This is a genomic window from Amycolatopsis regifaucium, from assembly GCF_001613935.1.
In the GTDB taxonomy this organism is placed as follows: Bacteria; Actinomycetota; Actinomycetes; order Mycobacteriales; family Pseudonocardiaceae; genus Amycolatopsis; species Amycolatopsis regifaucium.
Genome location: NZ_LQCI01000001.1, coordinates 162182 through 180287, shown reverse-complemented (window position 1 = coordinate 180287; position 18106 = coordinate 162182). Strand labels below are relative to the sequence as shown.

General features: G+C 69.5%; 20 protein-coding genes. 12 read left to right on the top strand and 8 right to left on the bottom strand.

Features of this window, described 5'->3' with window-relative positions; translation table 11 throughout:
• The first annotated feature begins 49 nt into the window (after positions 1 to 49).
• Complete coding sequence (locus AVL48_RS00810) at positions 50 to 262, top strand: hypothetical protein (protein ID WP_061982950.1); 213 nt, start codon at positions 50 to 52, stop codon at positions 260 to 262.
• On the opposite strand, the gene AVL48_RS00805 is transcribed toward AVL48_RS00810, so the two are convergent.
• Positions 259 to 822: a carboxymuconolactone decarboxylase family protein gene (locus tag AVL48_RS00805; protein ID WP_061982951.1), complete on the bottom strand. Its 564-nt coding sequence runs from the start codon at positions 820 to 822 to the stop codon at positions 259 to 261. The genes AVL48_RS00810 and AVL48_RS00805 overlap by 4 nt on opposite strands.
• A 68-nt stretch (positions 823 to 890) precedes the next feature.
• Between AVL48_RS00805 and AVL48_RS00800 the strand changes: the two genes are divergently transcribed.
• Together AVL48_RS00800 and AVL48_RS00795 are read left to right on the top strand one after the other, a co-directional pair.
• On the top strand, positions 891 to 1229 hold the full coding sequence (locus AVL48_RS00800) for a winged helix-turn-helix transcriptional regulator (protein ID WP_061982952.1): 339 nt from the start codon (positions 891 to 893) through the stop codon (positions 1227 to 1229).
• A 230-nt stretch (positions 1230 to 1459) separates the two neighbouring features.
• Positions 1460 to 1918: an STAS domain-containing protein gene (locus AVL48_RS00795; RefSeq protein WP_061982953.1), complete on the top strand. Its 459-nt coding sequence runs from the start codon at positions 1460 to 1462 to the stop codon at positions 1916 to 1918.
• Positions 1919 to 1930: 12 nt separating this feature from the next.
• On the opposite strand, the gene AVL48_RS00790 is transcribed toward AVL48_RS00795, so the two are convergent.
• Positions 1931 to 2275 carry an STAS domain-containing protein gene (locus tag AVL48_RS00790; RefSeq protein WP_244162433.1) on the bottom strand — a complete coding sequence of 115 codons (345 nt, stop codon included), beginning with the start codon at positions 2273 to 2275 and terminating at the stop codon, positions 1931 to 1933.
• Positions 2276 to 2435: 160 nt separating this feature from the next.
• On the opposite strand from AVL48_RS00790, the gene AVL48_RS00785 reads away from it, so the two are divergent.
• Positions 2436 to 2849 carry an ATP-binding protein gene (locus AVL48_RS00785; protein WP_061982955.1) on the top strand — a complete coding sequence of 138 codons (414 nt, stop codon included), beginning with the start codon at positions 2436 to 2438 and terminating at the stop codon, positions 2847 to 2849.
• Between the two features lie 20 nt (positions 2850 to 2869).
• Here AVL48_RS00785 and AVL48_RS00780 read toward each other — a convergent pair whose 3' ends face one another.
• The 3 genes from AVL48_RS00780 to AVL48_RS00770 all read right to left on the bottom strand — a co-directional run bounded on the left by AVL48_RS00780 (position 2870) and on the right by AVL48_RS00770 (position 5530).
• Positions 2870 to 3445 carry a dihydrofolate reductase family protein gene (locus AVL48_RS00780; RefSeq protein ID WP_061982956.1) on the bottom strand — a complete coding sequence of 192 codons (576 nt, stop codon included), beginning with the start codon at positions 3443 to 3445 and terminating at the stop codon, positions 2870 to 2872.
• 99 nt (positions 3446 to 3544) lie between these two features.
• A complete protein-coding gene (locus tag AVL48_RS00775) occupies positions 3545 to 4216 on the bottom strand; it encodes a response regulator (RefSeq protein WP_061982957.1) in 672 nt (223 codons plus the stop codon).
• Positions 4217 to 5530: a sensor histidine kinase gene (locus AVL48_RS00770; protein WP_143104911.1), complete on the bottom strand. Its 1314-nt coding sequence runs from the start codon at positions 5528 to 5530 to the stop codon at positions 4217 to 4219.
• A gap of 45 nt (positions 5531 to 5575) precedes the next feature.
• Between AVL48_RS00770 and AVL48_RS00765 the strand changes: the two genes are divergently transcribed.
• Both AVL48_RS00765 and AVL48_RS00760 read left to right on the top strand, forming a co-directional pair.
• Entirely contained in the window at positions 5576 to 5809 is a 234-nt protein-coding gene (locus tag AVL48_RS00765; protein ID WP_061982958.1) for a hypothetical protein, read from the top strand.
• Positions 5810 to 5898: 89 nt separating this feature from the next.
• Complete coding sequence (locus tag AVL48_RS00760) at positions 5899 to 8211, top strand: LuxR C-terminal-related transcriptional regulator (RefSeq protein ID WP_061982959.1); 2313 nt, start codon at positions 5899 to 5901, stop codon at positions 8209 to 8211.
• Between the two features lie 3 nt (positions 8212 to 8214).
• Here AVL48_RS00760 and AVL48_RS00755 read toward each other — a convergent pair whose 3' ends face one another.
• The 3 genes from AVL48_RS00755 to AVL48_RS00745 form a co-directional block, all read right to left on the bottom strand.
• Positions 8215 to 9339, bottom strand: coding sequence for a helix-turn-helix domain-containing protein (locus AVL48_RS00755; RefSeq protein ID WP_061982960.1), 1125 nt, complete (start codon positions 9337 to 9339; stop codon positions 8215 to 8217).
• Positions 9340 to 9487: 148 nt separating this feature from the next.
• Complete coding sequence (ilvD, locus tag AVL48_RS00750) at positions 9488 to 11167, bottom strand: dihydroxy-acid dehydratase (RefSeq protein ID WP_061982961.1); 1680 nt, start codon at positions 11165 to 11167, stop codon at positions 9488 to 9490.
• A 64-nt stretch (positions 11168 to 11231) separates the two neighbouring features.
• The gene (locus AVL48_RS00745) at positions 11232 to 12527 is read right to left on the bottom strand and encodes a hemolysin family protein (protein ID WP_061982962.1); all 1296 of its coding nucleotides are present in this window, start codon (positions 12525 to 12527) and stop codon (positions 11232 to 11234) included.
• Between the two features lie 128 nt (positions 12528 to 12655).
• Between AVL48_RS00745 and AVL48_RS00740 the strand changes: the two genes are divergently transcribed.
• The 6 genes from AVL48_RS00740 (at position 12656) to AVL48_RS00715 (ending at position 18099) form a co-directional block, all read left to right on the top strand.
• Positions 12656 to 13990, top strand: a complete 1335-nt coding sequence (locus AVL48_RS00740; protein WP_061982963.1) for a cytochrome P450 — start codon at positions 12656 to 12658, stop codon at positions 13988 to 13990.
• A gap of 165 nt (positions 13991 to 14155) precedes the next feature.
• Complete coding sequence (locus AVL48_RS00735; protein WP_061983098.1) at positions 14156 to 14644, top strand: hypothetical protein; 489 nt, start codon at positions 14156 to 14158, stop codon at positions 14642 to 14644.
• A gap of 62 nt (positions 14645 to 14706) precedes the next feature.
• Positions 14707 to 15705, top strand: a complete 999-nt coding sequence (locus AVL48_RS00730; protein ID WP_061982964.1) for an AraC-like ligand-binding domain-containing protein — start codon at positions 14707 to 14709, stop codon at positions 15703 to 15705.
• Positions 15706 to 15745: 40 nt separating this feature from the next.
• Positions 15746 to 16513 carry a MoaF C-terminal domain-containing protein gene (locus AVL48_RS00725; protein WP_061982965.1) on the top strand — a complete coding sequence of 256 codons (768 nt, stop codon included), beginning with the start codon at positions 15746 to 15748 and terminating at the stop codon, positions 16511 to 16513.
• Between the two features lie 9 nt (positions 16514 to 16522).
• On the top strand, positions 16523 to 16924 hold the full coding sequence (locus AVL48_RS00720; RefSeq protein ID WP_061982966.1) for a nuclear transport factor 2 family protein: 402 nt from the start codon (positions 16523 to 16525) through the stop codon (positions 16922 to 16924).
• The gene (locus tag AVL48_RS00715) at positions 16921 to 18099 is read left to right on the top strand and encodes an ABC transporter substrate-binding protein (protein WP_061982967.1); all 1179 of its coding nucleotides are present in this window, start codon (positions 16921 to 16923) and stop codon (positions 18097 to 18099) included. The genes AVL48_RS00720 and AVL48_RS00715 overlap by 4 nt, the downstream gene beginning before the upstream one ends.
• Positions 18100 to 18106: the final 7 nt, after the last annotated feature.

Here is an 18106-nt window from a genome sequence, read left to right as displayed (position 1 = left end):
ATCCCCTCCAGCCGCGATGGAGGCGATACCTGGGGAACGGAGACGGGAGATGATGACGCAACGGCTGTGGCTGGGTCTGGCGGTCGTCTACACAGGCACCGCCGTGGTACAGCTCTACCTCCTCGTCAGCACCGGTGCCGTCTGGGCCGGGACACTCACCGCGGCCGGCTTCGTGGCGGCGTTTTCGTGCGCGTTCGCCGCGTGGAAGGCCCCGAAACAGGAACGGGACGGCACACGGGAAGTCGGCTCGCCTCGGCGCTAGGCGCTGTCCGGTGGGTACGGGACTGCCCACGGTTCCCCTTCGAGGAGGACGCCGTTGGCCACGTAGGCGATCGTGCGGTACCAGCCGGCGAGCACGAGGAATTCCAGGAGCTGTCCGGCCGGGTAGTGCTCGGCGAGCGCGGTCCATGCGTCATCGGAAACCGTCGCCGTGTCATGGAGTTCGTCGACGGCGACGATCAGCGCGCGCTGACGTCCGGACCAGGCCGGATGCCCGGAACCGCCCGACACGGTCGCTTCGACCTGCTCCGGCGTGAGCCCGACGGCCGAGGCGAAAACCGCGGCGTGGACGCCCCATTCGTACCGGCAGCCGCAGCGCGCGGTGACCCGGGCGATGACGATTTCCCGGTCCAGGGCAGGTAATTCTCCGTGCGCGAGCAAACCGGCGCCCAGGACGCGCATGCGCGAAGCCAAATCCGGGTGATGCTGCAGCAAGCGGAACAGGGCCGGCGGGTCGTGCGCGACACCGGGCGGCATCCATGTGCGCAGTGCTTCTTCGACGTGTGCCTCGTAGGGCGGGGCGAGCGGTGCGATCCGGGCCATGACCACCTCAAGTGCTTCTCTTTTCGAACCACTATGCTGCTTCGAAAGCCGAAGCACAAGGGGATGTCATGCCCGAAGACCCGCACCCGCGCCCCGGACGGCCGGTCCGCGGCTCCGAAACGGGCCGCCCTCTCATGGCCGCGCTCGACCTCCTGGGACGGCGATGGACGCTGCGGGTGATCTGGGAACTGCGCCACGGCGGGGCCGGCTTCCGCGAACTCCAGCGTCGCTGCGAGCGCATGTCCTCGAGCGTGCTCGCGACGCGGCTCGGTGAGCTCACCGAAGCCCTGATCGTCGAAACCGGTGAAGACGGTTACCGACTGACACCATTGGGGGAACAACTTCTCGACGCGTTGCATCCACTGGAAAAGTGGGGACTGACCTGGGAAAAAGCCCTCGAAGCGTGATCATGCGCCGCCGGGGATCATGCGTTGTTCACCCTCGCGGTATTGCCACGCGCTGTGAGCGGCGTACCGTGACAGGTACGTGAGGTTGAGTCCACCAGCCCGCATGAACGACCCGCATGTCCGCGGCCCACGAATTTTCGACGGGCGACGCGGCGGCGAGTTCACTTGCGCAGCCGTTGTGCAGGCTTACCCGTTGTCCGTCTCGTCCCCGGCTATCCGGGAGACTTCCCATGATCGACCGACTTCCGTTCCCCCGAGGAAGCCGCCACGGCCCCGCCGTCCGGACCGTCCTCCGTGTCTCCGTTCCGCGGCCCCGCCCGTCCGACGAGCACCTGATGCGCGTCCGCCGGATCCGATGGAGTGACGACCTGCTCGTCGTCTCGGCCGCCGGCGAGATCGACCTCGCCACGGCGGGACGGCTCGAACGCGCACTGCGGGGCAGTCTCCCCGCCACCACGATCATCGACCTGACCGAGGTCACTTTCCTCGGCGTCGCCGGGCTCCGGGTCATCGAATCGTCCGCCGCCCGCGCTCGCACCGAACGCCGGGCTACCGGAGTCGTAGCGTGCACCCATCCGGTGCTGCGGCTGCTGCACCTTTTCGGTGTCGACGCCCACATCCCCCTGTACCGGCACCTCGCCGCCGCGGTCCGCGAAGTACCGAAGGCCGTGCCCGCGCGCAATCCCTGACCCGCGGCCCGCTCAGGCTCCGGCGAGCGGCAGCAACGTGGAGAGGCCCGTCTTCTGCGCGAGACGCCGGATCGTGGGGGAAGGCAGGAAACTCAGGCCGACCCCCCGGCTGCCGCACCGGTCGTTGATCCGGACCAGGGTGGCCAGTCCGGTGGAATCGCAGAATTCCACGCGTTCGAGGTCGACGACGAGCCTGCCGGGCACGGGTTCCAGCGCCTCCTCGAAGGTCTCTTTGAGGTCCTCTGACGTCGTCATGTCGATCTCCCCCGCCACCGAAATGACGACCTGTGTGCCGTGGGGCCTGGCGACCGTCACCGAGAAGGGAACCTCCTTGATGTCGCAGTCTCCGCTCGTCACCGTCACACTCCCTCACGATCGGAACACCGAGAGTTCCGAAGATATCGGATTACGGCCCCCAGCCGCGCGGCACTCGCGCCGCGGATCCGGGTGTTGCCTTAACCTGGGCGGTGGATCCGGCGGTCGTCGACCGCGGCGGACGAGGAGGAGAAGTCCCGTGATGCCGATCGACGAGCCGGTGCGCCAGAGTCCTGACGAGCTGGTCCGCGAGGTCGCCGCCGTTCCCGCAGAGGCCGCCGCGTTGCGGGACGTCCTGGCGACCTGGGCACTCGACCGGGGTCTGCCCCGTGAACTGGCCGAGGACCTCAAGCTCACCGCCTACGAAGCGATGACCAACGTCGTCAAGCACGCCTACCCGGACGGGACCGACGACAACGTCATGACGATCACCGCCACGTACGTCGACGGCTCCATCGTGGTCACCGTCGCCGACGAGGGCCGCTGGCGCGACGGGCACCGCTCGGACGGCGGGCGCGGCCTGCCGATCATCCGCGCCTTCGCCCCGGAGGCCTCCGTGACGAGCACGCCCACCGGCACCAGCGTCCGGCTTTCCTGGCCCTGTCCCACCCGCTGACCCGCTGACTCGCGGCAGGCTCAGCGGACGACGTCGTAGACCAGCTTCTGCACACCGTTGCGGTAAGCCTCGCTCTCGACGAGCTTGAGGCCCTGCTTGTCCTTGTCGGTGTCGCTGAACAGCTTCTTGCCCGCGCCGAGCAGGACCGGGAACAGCAGCAGGTGGTAGCGATCGACGAGGCCGGCGTCGGCGAGGTTCCGGTTCAGCTCCGCGCTGCCGTGGACGATGATCGGCCCGCCCTCGGTCTCCTTGACCGCGGCGACGTCGTCCAGCGAACGCAGGATCGTGGTCTCACCCCAGTTGTCGACCAGATCCTCCTCCCGCAGCGTGGTCGAAACGACGTACTTCGGCATCGCGTTGTATCCGGCGAACTCCACGGTCATCTCCGGCCACACCGGCGAGAACGCCTGGTAGCTGACCCGGCCCATCATCATCGCGGTGGCCTCGCCCTGCTCACGGCCCTTGAGTTCGTAGGCGGATTCATCGAACTCGATGCCGTTGAAGGTCCAGCCGGAGTTGCGATAGCCCGGCTCCCCGCCGGGAGCCTCGACGACGCCGTCGAGCGAGACGAACGCGGTGACGATCAGGGTGCGCATTTGGTTTCTCCTTGGTCGTTCCGATCTGCTTTCGACACTGCGTCGTCCGGGAACCGGCGGATTTCGACAGCGTGCCGGAAAAAGTTCCGGCGCATCCGGTCAGCTCTCGGCGTCGCGGACCAGCAGGGCGATCTGGACCCGGTTCTCGACGCCGAGTTTGGCGAGCATGTTGCTGGTGTGGGCCTTCACCGTCGCGACGGTGATGTCGAGCCGCCGCGCGACATCGGTGTTGGAGAGCCCCTCGGCGATGGCGCACGCGGTCTCGCGTTCACGGTCGGTGAGCGTGGCCAGCAGGGCACGCGCCTGGTCGCGGGACGCCCGGCGCGCGTCGGACGAGCGCGGTCCGGTGGCGGCGGCGATCAGCCGGGCCGTGGCGGCGGGCGAAAGCGCGGGTTCCCCGGCGGCGACCGTGCGCACGGCTTCCAGGATCCGTGGTGGCGGGGTGTCCTTGAGGACGAACCCGAGCGCGCCGACCCGCAACGCGCCCAGCACCATCTCGTCGGTGTCGAACGTGGTCAGCACCAGCACCGCGGGCGGATCCGGAAGGCGGAGGATCTCCTCGGTCGCGCTCAGCCCGTCCCGCCCCGGCATCCGGACGTCCATCAGGACGACGTCGGGCCGCTGCTCGCCCACCACGGTGACCGCGGCGTCCCCCTCGGCGGCCTCCCCGACCACGACGAGGTCCGGTTCGCCGTCGACGATGAGCCGCAGCGCCATCCGTACCAGGTGTTCGTCGTCGACGAGCACGACCCGCACCCGCTCGCTGTCCATTCACTCGCTCCCTTCGCGGACCGGCCACGGCAGCCGCGCGGCGAGGACGAACCCGCCACCGGGATCGGCGTGATGGTCGAGCTGACCGCCGGCCAGCGCGACCCGCTCGGCGAGACCGAGCAGGCCGAATCCCGAGGCGGGCGGACCCGCGACCGCCAGCGACGCACCGGAATCCCGGACGGTCACCCGCAGCCCGGCACCCGGCCCGCCTTCGACGGTGACCGCGACCCGGGCTCCCGGCGCGTGCTTGCCCACGTTGGTCAGCCCTTCCTGGACGATCCGGTACACGGTCCTCGCGATCGCGTCGGGCGGCGAGCCGTCGGTCGTGGCCGTCAAGGTGACCTCCAGTCCCAGCCCCCGCGCGTCCGCGACGAGGGCGGGCAGATCGGCGAACGAGGGTTGCGGTGGTTCCAGGCCTTCGGGACCCGCCCGGAGCACGCCGAGGACGTCGCGCAGTTCCTCCAGCGCCTGATGAGAGCCGTCGGCGATGCCGCGGGCCAGTTCCGCGACCTGGTCGGCGGGCAGGTCTGTGCGATGACCCAGTACGCCGGCCTGCATGGCGACCAGCGAGACCCGGTGCGCGAGGACGTCGTGCATTTCGCGGGCGATCCGGTGCCGCTCCAGGATCCTCGCCTCGGCCGACCGCGCGGCCTGCTCGCGTTCCGCGCTCTCGGCCCGTGCCCGCAGGGAACGCAGTTCCTCCCGGCGTGCCCCGACGGCGGCACCCACGGCCACCACGATGCCCACGGCCAGGACGGAGACGCCGAGCATGAGCCACAGCGGTGCCGGCGCGTCACGGCTGGGGTAGAGCCCGAAAGTCGGCATCGCGGTGACCACGCAGAGCAGCGCCGCGACCGACGTTTCCACCGGTCGCCGCCGGGTGGCGAGCGAGCCGAGGGCGTACATCGCGGCGCCACCGGCCACCACCGAAACCGTCGCGAGGAGGATGACCGCCATCGCGACCACGACCGGGAACCGGCGGCGCCACGGCAGCACGGCCAGGCAGACGAGGGCCACCAGCGGATCACCGGTGATCAGCCACTGGATCCTCGGGTCAGCCGAGCCCGGCGGGAGTTGCGCCGCGGTGAGGATCCAGAGCACCATCCCCAGTGCGGCCGCCGCCAGCAAACGCCAGGCCTGCTGCCAGGGGCGCAGGGGCGGTTGGGCGTCGGTGATCACCGGCCCATCATGGTCGGCCCGCGCCCGGCGACGCAGCCGGACACCGGACGATTCCGGCCCCGACCTCGGTCGCGGCCGGGGTCGACTTTGGTCGAACACCAGAAGCGACGCGATGCCGATGTGGTCGTCGTCCATCCTGCGCGAAGCTGAGCCCTTATCGCGAAACAGGAGGTAGAGGGCATGGCCAAGGGCGGCTATCCGGGGCTGCGGGTGCTCGGGATGGTGGTGATCGCCGTCTTCGCGCAGGCCGCCATCCGCGGTCTCTTCGACCATTCCGCCACCCAGTTGTGGGGAGCGTTCGACTGGGTACCCGGCGAGTGGGGCGGCAGGTTGATCGTCTTTTCGCTGCTCACCGCCGCTGGCGTGGTGCTGGCAGGCTGGGCGCACGAGCGCGGCGAACAAGTGTCCCGCTGAAGGAACGCCGGTCCGCTAGGATCCGCAGCCGGGCGTTTTCCGTCTACTTCGGACGGAGAACGCGGACCTGGTCGATCGCGGGAGAGTGCATGGCGGACGGAGTCGGCTTGCTTTCGGGGTGGTCGGCCGAACCCGCCGAAGTGACCAGCTACGTAGGCCGTGACGCCGAGACCGGTGAGGCGCGGCGCCTGCTGGAAGCGGCGTCGCTGGTCACCTTGACCGGCCCGGGCGGCGTCGGGAAGACAAGGCTCGCGTGGCGGATCGCGACGGCGCACCGGGAGGCGACCGCCGACGACGTCGCGTTCGTGTCGCTGGCCGAACTGCGCGAACCCGCGTTGCTGGTACCGACCGTGGCGAACGTGCTCGGCTTCGGCGACCGTTCGGCGAAACCGGCCATCGACGTCGTCGTCGAAGCGCTGCGGGAGAGCCGGTTACTGCTGGTCCTGGACAACTGCGAGCACCTGGTCGAGAGCTGCGCCCGGTTCGCCGACACCGTGGTGCGGGAGTGCCCCCAGGTGTCCGTGCTGGCCACGAGCAGGCAGTCCCTCGGCGTCGCGGGCGAACGGATCCTGCCGGTGCCGCCACTGGCGGTGCCGCAACAGGGCGACTCCTTCGAGCGCGCGGTGAACTACGAGTCCGTGCGGCTGTTCGTGGACCGCGCGACCGCGGTGGCGCCGTCGTTCCGGCTCACCGAATCCGACACCGAACCGCTGATCCGGCTGTGCCGCCGACTCGACGGGCTGCCGCTGGCCATCGAACTGGCCGCGGTCCGCGCGCTGGTGCTGTCCCTGCGTCAGCTCGCCGACCGGCTCGACCGGCAGTTCTCGGTGCTCACGAAGGATCGCCGCGGCCGCCCGGAACGGCACGAGACGATGCGGGCGCTGATCGACTGGAGCCACGAGCTGTGCACCGGTCCCGAACGGCTGCTGTGGGCACGCGCGTCGGTGTTTTCCGGCAGTTTCGACCTCGACGCCGCCGAGGAGGTCTGTTCCGGCGGCGACCTGCCGCGCGAACACGTCCTCGAGGTCGTCGACGGGCTGCTCGACAAGTCCATCCTGCTGCGGGAGGAGTACCCGGGCGGCGTGCGGTACCGCATGCTGGAGTCGGTACGCGAGTACGGCGCCGACAGGCTGAGCGAGGCCGGTGGGACGACGGAGTTCCGGAAACGGCACCGGGACTGGTTCGCCGAACTCTCCGCCCGGTACGCCGCGGAATGGCTGAAGACCGATCAGCTGGCCTGGATCGCGCGGTTGCGGCGCGAGCACGCGAACCTCCGCGTCGCACTCGACTTCTGCGCGGGCGCTCCCGAAGACGCGGTCGTCGGGCTGCGGATGCTGCGCGACGTCAAGGAGTTCTGGATCGTCCGCGGGCTGAACACCGAAGGCCGGATGTGGGTACGCCGGCTCGACGAGACCGCGGCGCCGGGTGTCCCGGAGCGGGCGCACGGGTTGTGGTTGTCCGGTTTCCTGGCCTTGGTGCAAGGAGACCTGTCCGCTCATCGGTCCATGGTGGACAGGGCGGCCGCGGAAGCCGAGACGAGCGGCGACGAACTCGCCGCCGCGTACGTCCTGCACGTCCGCGCTTATGCCGCGCTGATCGGCAACGACATGTCCGAGGCGGCGCGCCTGTTCGGCGCGGCCATCGACCTCTTCCGTATCCACGGCGACGAAGGCGCGGAGATCTGGGCGAGCTACAACTACGGGCTGGCCGTCTGGCTGGACGGCGACATCGACCGCGGCCGGACGGTGCTCACCGAATCCGTCGAGCGCTGCGAACGCCGGGGCGAGGTCTTCTGGCGGGGCTGGGCGCTGTGGTCGCGTGCGGCCGCCGAGTACCTCCAGGGCGATTTCGTGGTGGCCGGCCGCTGCTGCGAGCAGATCCTGCGGCTGCACGCCCGCGTCGACGACCGCGTCGTCGTCGGCTTCACCCTCACCGTCATGGCGGGCTGCGCGGCCCGCACCGGACGGCCCAACCGCGCCGCGATCCTGCAGGGCGCCGCGATGAACGTCTGGCGCACGGTCGGCGCGTGGCCGACCCGCTACGAGGCGTTCACCGAGCCGCTGCAGGCCGACGTCGATGTCGTGACGACGGCGCTCGGCTGGGAGGTCGCGGTCAAGGAGTTCACCGACGGCTCCGCGATGTCCACCGGTGACGCCATCGCGTATGCCCTCGGTGAACGGTCCCCCGAGCCGCGGAAACAGGCCGCGCGGGTACTGACCAAACGCGAGACCGAGATCGCGCACGTGATCGCCGAGGGGCTCACCAACCAGGAGATCGCCGACCGGCTCGGCATCGCCAGGCGCACCGTGGACACGCATATCGACCACATCCTCACCAAGCTCGGCTACTCCAACCGGGTGCAGGTCGCCACCTGGGTGACCCGCACCGCGGAGCAGGCCTGACGGTCACGCCGCCCTGATCGGCGTGAGAGGCTTCGCCGGCTCGGGTGCGGGCGTGAGCAGCTCCGCGCGCAAGGCGATCCGCAGATCGAGCCGCTCGCGCGGGTCGTCGAGGCGGTCACCGAACAACACGCGCAGACGGCGCAGGCGGTTACGGACGGTCTGCGGGTGCACGCCGAGGTTGTTCGCGATCTCGGGCGCACCGCCACGGGCGGCGAGCATCGCCTCGAGGGTCTCGGCGAGCTTGGTGCGCTCGTTCGGCGGCAGCTGGGCGAACGGCGCCAGGCTGCGCGCGACGAGCGCGGTCGTGAGGACCTCGTCGGCGAACAGCCAGTGCGTGGTGAGATGGTCCGACCAGCGCACGAGCGGGCCGTCCTCGATCACCTCACGCCGGACCAGCTCCAGCGTCCGGCGGGCCCACCGCAGGGACACCGCGGCTTCGGCGGGCGCCACCGCCGGCCCGGCAGCCGCCCGCGCCCCCGCCAGTACGCCGCCGATCTCGACGTCGTCGGGCACGAGGAGATGCGGATACTCGCCGGTGAGGTCGGCCAGCACCTCCGGGCCGAACGAGGCGCGGATCGCGCCGGGCTCCGCGGCGAGCGCGACCACGCGAGCGGGCGGCACCCAGCCCGCCTCGGCCGCGAGTCCCGCCCACTTCGCGGGCGGGCGGCCGCTCAAGATCTCCTTCAGCAGGTCGCGGCGCAATTCGGCCACCGAAGGCGTGTGCGCGGCGCGGTAGGCGGCGGTGGAGAGCCGGGTCAGGACGTCGGAGCAGCGCAGCAGCGCCTCCACCCCGGTGTCCATCAAGCCCGGTCCGGCCCCGGGCCGGCGCGACAACGAGGCCAGCACGGGCAGCGCGCACCGGCCGGCCGCGTGGTAGGCCCTGGAGAGCCGGTCGAGTTCCCTGCCGGCGGCGTACTCGGCGACCCCCACTTCCCGGAAGGCGTCCGCTCCGGCGGCGATACCCAGCGCGGACGCCATGCCGTCGTGCTCCAGGACCGACGCGACGAACTCCGTGGCGCGCGCGCCGAACAGGGGGGCATGCTCGGGCAGGGCATGCCGGACGCCGTCGACGACGGCGCGGGCGAGCACGAGGGCGGCGGAACGGGCTGGAGCAAGGGACGCGGTCATCGTCGACCTCCGGAGCAGCGGGAATCGTCGGGGCGCCGAGTCTGCTACTCCGGGGTAACGGGCACATCGGGTGAATTACGTAGTCGGGCCTTTCCGCGGTGTTGATCACCCGATCGTGGCAAAATCCGCCAGGTCCGGCAGTCAGCGGTTACTCGCACACGGCTCCATGAGCGGCGCTCTGGACGACCTTCGCGTACTTGCCGAGCACTCCGCGCGTGTACGCCGGGGTCTTCGGAGTCCAGCCCTCCCGGCGCGCCTCGATGTCGTCGATCCCGACTTCAAGGGTCCGGTTCGCGACGTCCAGCGTGATCGGGTCCCCGTCCCGCACGAACGCGATCGGTCCCGCGTCGACCGCTTCCGGCGCGATGTGGCCGACGCAGAGGCCGGTCGTGCCGCCGCTGAACCGGCCGTCGGTGATGAGCAGGACGTCCTTCCCGAGTCCGGCGCCCTTGATCGCGCCGGTGATGGCGAGCATCTCCCGCATCCCTGGGCCGCCCTTCGGGCCTTCGTAGCGGATGACGACGACGTCCCCGGCGACGATCCGGCCCTCGGCGAGCGCGTCGAGCGCGGCCCGTTCGCCGTCGAAGACCCGCGCGGTCCCGGTGAACGTCGTTTCGTCGAAGCCCGCCGACTTCACGACCGCGCCTTCCGGCGCGAGCGATCCCTTGAGGATGGTCAGCCCGCCGGTCTGGTGGATCGGGCGGTCGAGCGGGCGGAGGATCTCGCCGTCGAGACCGGCGGGCGCGATGCCTTCGAGATTCTCGGCCATCGTCTTGCCGGTCACGGTCAGCACGTCGCCGTGCATGAGCCCGGCATCGAGCAGCGCCTTCATCACCACGGGGATGCCGCCGACCTTGTCGACGTCGTTCATCACGTACTTCCCGAACGGCTTCAGATCACCCAGGTGCGGGACCTTGTCGCCGATGCGGTTGAAGTCGTCGATGCGCAGGTCGACCTCGGCCTCACGCGCGATCGCGAGCAGGTGGAGGACGGCGTTGGTCGAGCCACCCAGCGCCATCACGACGGCGATGGCGTTCTCGAACGCCGCCATGGTCATGATCTGCCGCGCGGTGATGCCCTGGCGGAGCAGGCCGACGACGGCCTCCCCCGACCGGTGGGCGAACCCGTCACGGCGCCGGTCGACGGCGGGCGGGGCGGCCGAACCGGGCAGTGACATGCCGAGTGCCTCGGCCACCGACGCCATCGTGTTGGCGGTGTACATCCCGCCGCAGGCGCCCTCACCGGGACAGATCGCGCGCTCGATCTTGTCCACTTCGGCGCGGGTGATCTTGCCGGCCAGGCAGGCGCCGACGGCCTCGAAGGCGTCGATGATCGTGACGTCCCGGCCGTCGACCTGACCGGGCATGATCGAACCGGCGTAAAGGAAAACGGAGGCGAGGTCGAGCCGGGCCGCGGCCATCAGCATGCCCGGCAGCGATTTGTCGCAGCCCGCGAGGAGCACGGAGCCGTCCAGGCGCTCGGCCATCATCACCGTCTCGACGGAGTCCGCGATGACCTCCCGCGACACCAGCGAGAAGTGCATGCCCTCGTGCCCCATGGAAATCCCGTCGGACACCGAGATCGTGCCGAATTCCAGCGGGTAGCCACCGCCCGCGTGCACGCCGTTCTTGACCGCCTTGGCCAGCCTGTCCAGCGACAGGTTGCACGGGGTGATCTCGTTCCACGACGACGCCACGCCGATCTGCGGTTTGGCGAAATCGTCGTCGCCCATGCCGACCGCACGGAGCATGCCGCGCGCGGCCGCGCGCTCCAGGCCGTCGGTCACGTCGCGGGAACGAGGCTTCAAATCCGGCTGGTCCTGCGACATCGGGATACCTTTCCTTCGTGGTGGGACACCGGGCACGCTGCCAACCGAAGCCGTCCGGCGCAACTCACCGCTCCGCGTCCGGTCCACGGTGCGGCGCTCCCCGTCGCAGCGCTACGCGCGTGATCGCGTGGTGGTCCACGCCGAGCACTTCGACCGTCCACCCGGAGACGACCACCCGGTCACCCGGTTTCTCCGGGATCCGGCCGAGGAGCACGAGAATCAGTCCCGCGATCGTCGCGTACTCCCCCGGCGGCGCGTCCGGCAGTTCGACACCGATGTCGACGAGGTCGTGCACCGGGAAGGTACCGGGCAGCACCAGGGAACCGTCCTGGCCGTCCCGTACGGCCAGGACGTCCCGGTCCGTCTCGTCGTAGATCTCGCCGACGATCTCCTCCAGCAGGTCCTCCAGCGTGACCATTCCGGCGACCGCGCCGTGTTCGTCGACGACCAGCGCCATCTGCTCCCGCTCGGCCTTGAAGCCGCGCAACGCGTCGGAGACCCGCAGCGAATCGGGGAACACCACCGCCGGTCTGACCACGTCGGCGAGCTCTTCTCGGTCGTCGAGCAGATCACGCAGGTGCACCACGCCGATGACGTCGTCCAGATGACCGCCGCGGGCGACCGGCGCCCGGGAGTGGCCGGAATCGGCCAGCTGCCTTCGCGCCGATTCGAGGTCTTGCTCCACCGCGAGCGTCAGCACCGCACGCCGGGGGACGAGCACTTCCCGCAGCCTTCGCTCGTGGATCTCCAGTGCCCCGTTCATGATCATGCGCTGCTCGGCGTTCAGCCCGCGTTGCGCCGACACCAGTTCGCGGAGCTCCTCGGGTGACATCTGGTCCGGATCGGCTTCCGCGCGTCCGCCCAGCATCCGCACGACGAAGTTCGTCGACACGCTCAGCGCCCACACCGCGGGCCGGGAGATCGCCGACAACCACGTCAGCGGACGCGCCACCAGCAACGCCCATCGCAGCGCGTTCTGCATGGCCAGCCGCTTGGGCGCGAGTTCACCGAGCACCAGGGTCAGGAAGGTGAGCACCATCGTCACCAGCGCGACGGCCACCGCTGGAGCGGCGTTGCCGAGGAAACCCAAGAGGGGCACCACGGGCTCGGCGAGGGACACCGCCGCCGTCGCCGAGGCCAGGAACCCGGCGAGCGTGATCCCGATCTGGATGGTCGCCAGGAAGCGGTTCGGGTCGCGCGCCAGCCGCACCAGTGTCCGGGCGGCGGCGCGGCCGTCTCGTTCCAAGGTCCGTAACTGCCCTTCGCGCAGCGAGATCAGCGCCATCTCGCTGCCCGCGAACACCGCGTTGAGCACCACCAGCACCGCGACCAGCGCGATGTCGAACCCGTAGTCGCCCACAAGCACTCCCCGGCCCGCCGGAAGTGCAGAACATTACCGAGGGACGAGCGGGGCCGCAGAGATCCGGACGGGTCGATACTGACACGTCGTTCCGCTACCGTCGAAGGACCCGCACGGACGGAGTCCTGATGTTCGCACTCAAGACCGCTCCCGCCCGGACCTTCCTGCGCCGGGCGGAGGAGATCGCCAAACCGGTCACCCGCTGGAGCCTCGGCCACGCGATTCCCCGCGTGGCCCTGCGGGCCGCGGCTCGCCGGGGGGATCTCCAGGGCAGACTGTCCGTCGAAGCGAGCGGCGGGGCCGACCTGACCGGCTTGTTCGACGAGATCCGCTCGCACGGCGCCATCGCCACCACCCGGGTCGGGCATGTGACCACCCGGCACGCGGCGTGCAAGGAGATCCTGACCAGTGACGCGTTCAAGACGGTGCGGTTCGTCCCGGACAGCCCGCTGCTCAACCGGCTCGTCACCTGGTCGGCGTCCGGGCTGATCCATCCGATCGAACCGCCGTCGCTGCTCGCCAGCGAACCACCCGACCACACGCGCTACCGGAAATTGGTCACGCGTGTCTTCACCGCCCGCGCGGTCGAGCAACTGCGCGAGCGCACGCAGGCGATCACCGACGAACTGCTCGACGGCCTCGACCCGAAGGATCCCGTCGACCTCGTCGAGTCCTATTGCGGGCTCCTGCCGGTCACCGTCATCAGCCAGATTCTCGGTGTCCCGCTGGAAGAACGGGACAAGGTCCTCGCACTCGGCGGGGCCGCGGCCCCCAGCCTCGATCTCGGTCTGCCGTGGCGGACCTTCCGGACCGTGGAGTCGACGCTGGCCGAGTTCGACTCCTGGCTCACGGAACATCTGGAGAAACTGCGGACGAATCCCGGGGACAACCTCCTCAGCAAACTGATCGCCGCCCGCGAAGACGGTGTCGGCCTGACCGAGCGGGAGCTCAAGGCCACCGCGGGGCTGGTGCTGGCGGCCGGTTTCGAAACGACCGTCAACCTCCTCGGCAACGGCATCGCCTTGCTCACCCGGCATCCGGACCAGCTCCGGAAACTGCGGGACGATCCGGCACTGTGGAGCAACGCCGTCGACGAGGTCCTCCGCTACGACCCGCCCGTCCTCCTCACCGGACGGCTGTGCGCGCGCGACACCGAGATCGGCGGAACGCGCGTCGAACGTGGGGCGATCGTCAGCACGGTCCTCGCTGGGGCGAACCGGGACCCGGAGATCTTCGACGACCCCTCCGCTTTCGACGTCACACGGGCGAACGCGCGGGACCACGTGTCCTTCGGCGCCGGGCGGCACTACTGCCTCGGCGCGTCGCTGGCGAGGATGGAAGGGGAGATCGGCCTGCGGTCGATCTTCGAGCGGTTCCCGGATTTGCGGCCGCTGGACGGCGCGCGGCGGCGGCAGACCCGGATCCTGCGCGGTTTCGAAACGCTGCCCGCCGCGCTCTCGTGAGTTCGTGAAGTACATGATGGCCCCCTTCCTTGCGTCCAGCGCAAGGAAGGGGGCCATCATGTACTGGGGGAAGATGTGAAGGGGCCTTCAGGACGCCGTGTCGTCGTGGCCGTCGCGGGCATTTTTACCGCACCGGTCCCGAAGGCCGCTCACACTGTCGCCCCGGTGACGACGACTCCGGACCGCCAAGGCGAAGAAGCCCCGGAGTTGCCCGCTCTCACTGGTTTCGGGTGCCTGATGGGCTTCTTCATGACCGTGATGGCCCTCATCGGGCCCCTCTTGCTCTGGCTCAGCACCCGGTTCGATCCCGCCGACGACGACCGGCTGGTCGTCATCGCCATGGGCGCGGTGTTCACGATCGGCGGACTGGTCACGGTCGCGTCGCACCTGTGGCAGAACGCCAGGGCCCGCGAAGTCCACCGTGCCCTCGACCGGTCCGGGGTCCGCGCGACCGCCGAAGTCGTTTCCAGCAAGCGGATCTGGGTCGGCGAAGTGAGTACGCCCGCCGAAGACGTCGACTTCGTCGTCACCGGCCCCGGGGTGACGACGTTCAGCGCACGGTTGCTCACCGAAGACGTCGGCCGTTACGAAACGGGCACCGTGGTGCCCGTCGACGTCGACCCGAGGACCCTCCTGTTCCGCCTCGCCGACTGACCTTCCCGCCCACATTGCCCGGCAGCATCGTATCGCTTATCGTATATGAAATTCACCCCCCGATGCTGCGAGGTGACGTCTTGACCACCGCCACCGCCGACCCGACCACCACCACGGTCGCGCGAGATTTCACCGATTTCCGCACGGTGGTGTCGCAATCCTTCGTGCCGTTGCACGTGACGAGCGAGCACCGCGACCACTTCCGCGGCCGCATCCGCTCGTGTGGCGCCGACGAGGTACAGCTGACCGAGGTGACCGCCTCGGCACACGTGGTCGAGCGCACGCCCGAGCTCATCGCCAGGGCGGACAGGCACTACTACAAACTCAGCCTGATCCTGTCCGGGACCGGGCTGCTGGTGCAGGACAACCGTGAGGCGATGCTGCGTCCCGGTGACGTGGCGTTGTACGACACGAACCGGCCGTACACGCTGGCGTTCGAGGAGGATTTCCGCACGCTCGTGGTGATGTTCCCGCAGCGGCTCATCGACCTCCCCCGTGACCTGGTCGGCCAGCTGACCGCGGTCCCGATGTCGGGCAAGCACGGGATGGGCAACGTGGTGGTGCCGTTCCTCGCGCAGCTCGGCAGCAATCTCGACCAGCTCGGCGGGCCGGCGGGGGTCCGGCTCGCGCATACCGCGGTCGACCTGCTCGCCACGCTGTTCGCCAGCGAGCTCGACCTCGCCCGCGCCACCGCCGGACCGCATCACGAACTGATGCGCCGCGTCCTCGCCTACATCGACGCGAACCTGTCCTCCACCGACCTCGGTCCGGCGCAGATCGCCGCGGAGCACTACATCTCCACCCGGCATCTGCACGGTCTCTTCCACGAACAGGGCACGACCGTCTCGAGCTGGATCCGCACCCGCCGCCTCGAACACTGCCGTCGCGAACTGCTCGACCCGGTGCACGCCTCACGGCCCGTCGCCGCCATCGCGGCGAAGTGGGGTTTCGTCGACGCGCCGCATTTCAGCCGGGTCTTCAAGACGGAATTCGGCCGCTCGCCGAGCGAACTGCGCCGGGGCTTGACCGTGAGCGAGCGGTTGTTGCCGCCCAGCGCGTGACAGCTGGCCCTCCCCCGGTCCTCGCCCCGACGATGACCGCATGTCCGAAGCACCCGAGGAACAGTGGCGCACCTATGACGAGTTCGCCGCCGGAATAGCCACCTACCGCCTGCCGAACGCGGACCTGTCGGGTCGCGAACTCACCGTCACCCTCGAAGACGGGACGACGCTCGCGTTGCGGTTCGAGGACGCGGAAACCGCCACCTGTAACGGTATCGAGGATCCGTACGACGCGGTCGCCGTCCGGGAAGACGTCTTCTTCGTCAATTTCCCCCTTACCAGCGTGGAAGGTGAAGCGCTCACCGTCGTCTTCTCCACGACGACACATCGCGCGCTGGCCGTGCGCTCGGTGATCGGCGCCGAGGACGTCGAGGGCGTTCCCCGTGTCTCGCAGACATTCCGGTCCGGCACCACCGACGCGGGCACGCCGGCCGGCGAGGTGCCGGGGCCGTCGCGTGACCTGATCGGCAAGCGCAACGTCTACCGCTACAGCCCGGAACACCTCTACGAGCATGTGTACGTGTCTTCCCAGCGCTATGCCTGGCAGTGCCTCGAAGGCGTGCAGCGCGGCCACGGGGACATGGACCTGTCGACGGTGTGGAAGTTCCAGGACGGTCTCTACCTGTTCTGCTTCCGCGAATTCCGCATCGCCGTGGCCAGTGTGTGGCTGCACGACCTCGGCTACGCGTTGAAGACCACCGGCGTCTTCCTCGGCCTGACCGGGGACGGCCGGTCGGAGCATTCCCGCGCGGGCGGGCACATCTACCCACTCGGCGCCGTCGCCTACCCCGACGCGCAACCGGTTTAAGGAGTCTCAGTGTCCAATCTCGACATCATCGCCGCGCATTACGCCGCGAGCGACCGGGGCGACCTGGCGGGCATGCTGGCCCCCCTCGGTCCCGGCACCACCTGGACGGAGGCGGCCGGTTTCCCTTACGCCGGAACCTACACCGGCCCGGAAGAGGTCCGGGACAACGTTTTCGGCGCCATCGCGAAGGACTGGGAGGGCTACACCTTCACCCTCGGCGACCTGCTCGACGCCGGTGACACGGTGATCGGCATCGGGACCTACCAGGGCAAGCACCGCGAGACCGGCCGCTCGTTCACCGCCCGGGTCGCGCACGTGTGGAAGTTCGACGGCGGCAAGGTCACCTCGTTCGAGCAGATCGTCGACTCGGTGCCCGTGGTGAACGCCATGACCGATTCGGGGAACCGGTGAAACCCGCGCGGGGCCTCGTCGCCCTCACCGCCGCCGTCCTGCTCGCGACCGCGGGCTGCGCCGGAGCCGAAAGCGGTTCGAGCGGCCCGATCGTGGTCGGCTCGGTCAACGCGCTGAGCGGCGCGGCCACCTTCCCCGAAGCCTCCCAGGCGGCCAAGGCGGTCTTCGACGCGGCCAACGCGAGCGGCGGTGTCAACGGCAGACAGATCCAGTACAAGGCCCTCGACGACAAGGGGGATCCGGCAGGCGCGGCGGCCGCGGCTCGCGAGGTCGTCGGCCGCGACGAGGCCGTGGCGCTGGTCGGCTCGTCCAGCCTCATCGAGTGCGAGATCAACAACAAGTACTACGAGCAGCAGAAGATCCTGTCCATTCAGGGTATCGGGGTGGACCCGGCGTGCTTCTCCAGTCCCAATATCGCCCCGGTCAACGTCGGGCCGTACCACGACATGACGCTGACGCTGCTTTACGGCTCGGAAACACTGAAGCTGAACGACATCTGCGCGTTGCTGGAGATCGCGGGCAACACACTGCCGTCGTATCAGGCGGCCATCGACGAGTGGTCGGCCATCACCGGCAAGAAGCTCAAGTACCTCGACGCGACCGTGCCCTACGGCGGTTCCGATTACACCTCCTACATCGTCAAGGCCCGCAACGCCGGCTGCAAGGCGATCACGGTGAACCCGGTGGAACCGGATTCGATCGGGCAGCTCAAGGCCGCCGCCGCGCAGGGCTGGAACGACGTCACGTGGTTGCTGCTGACCAGCGTCTACAGCGAGAACTACGCCAAGGCCATCACCAACGCCGGTGCCGGGGTGTACGTGCCCGCCGAGTTCTACCCGTTCACCGACGCGACCAGCCCGCAGAACAAGGACTGGCGTGAACTGATGACGAAGAACGGCATCGCGCTGACGTCGTTCAGCCAGGGCGGCTACCTGGCGGCGAAGTACTTCCTCGACGTCGTCAAGGGGATCAGTGGTGACATCACCCGCGAGTCGGTGACCAAGGCACTGCGCGAAATGAAGCCGATCAGCGACCCCATGGTCGGCACGCCGTACGTCTTCGGTCCCGGCAAAGCCCACCACGACAACACCTCGGGCTGGCCGATCAAGCTCGCCTCGGGCACCAACAAATGGGAGCTCGTCGCGAACGACTGGCTGCGGATTCCCAAGAAATAACGGGAGG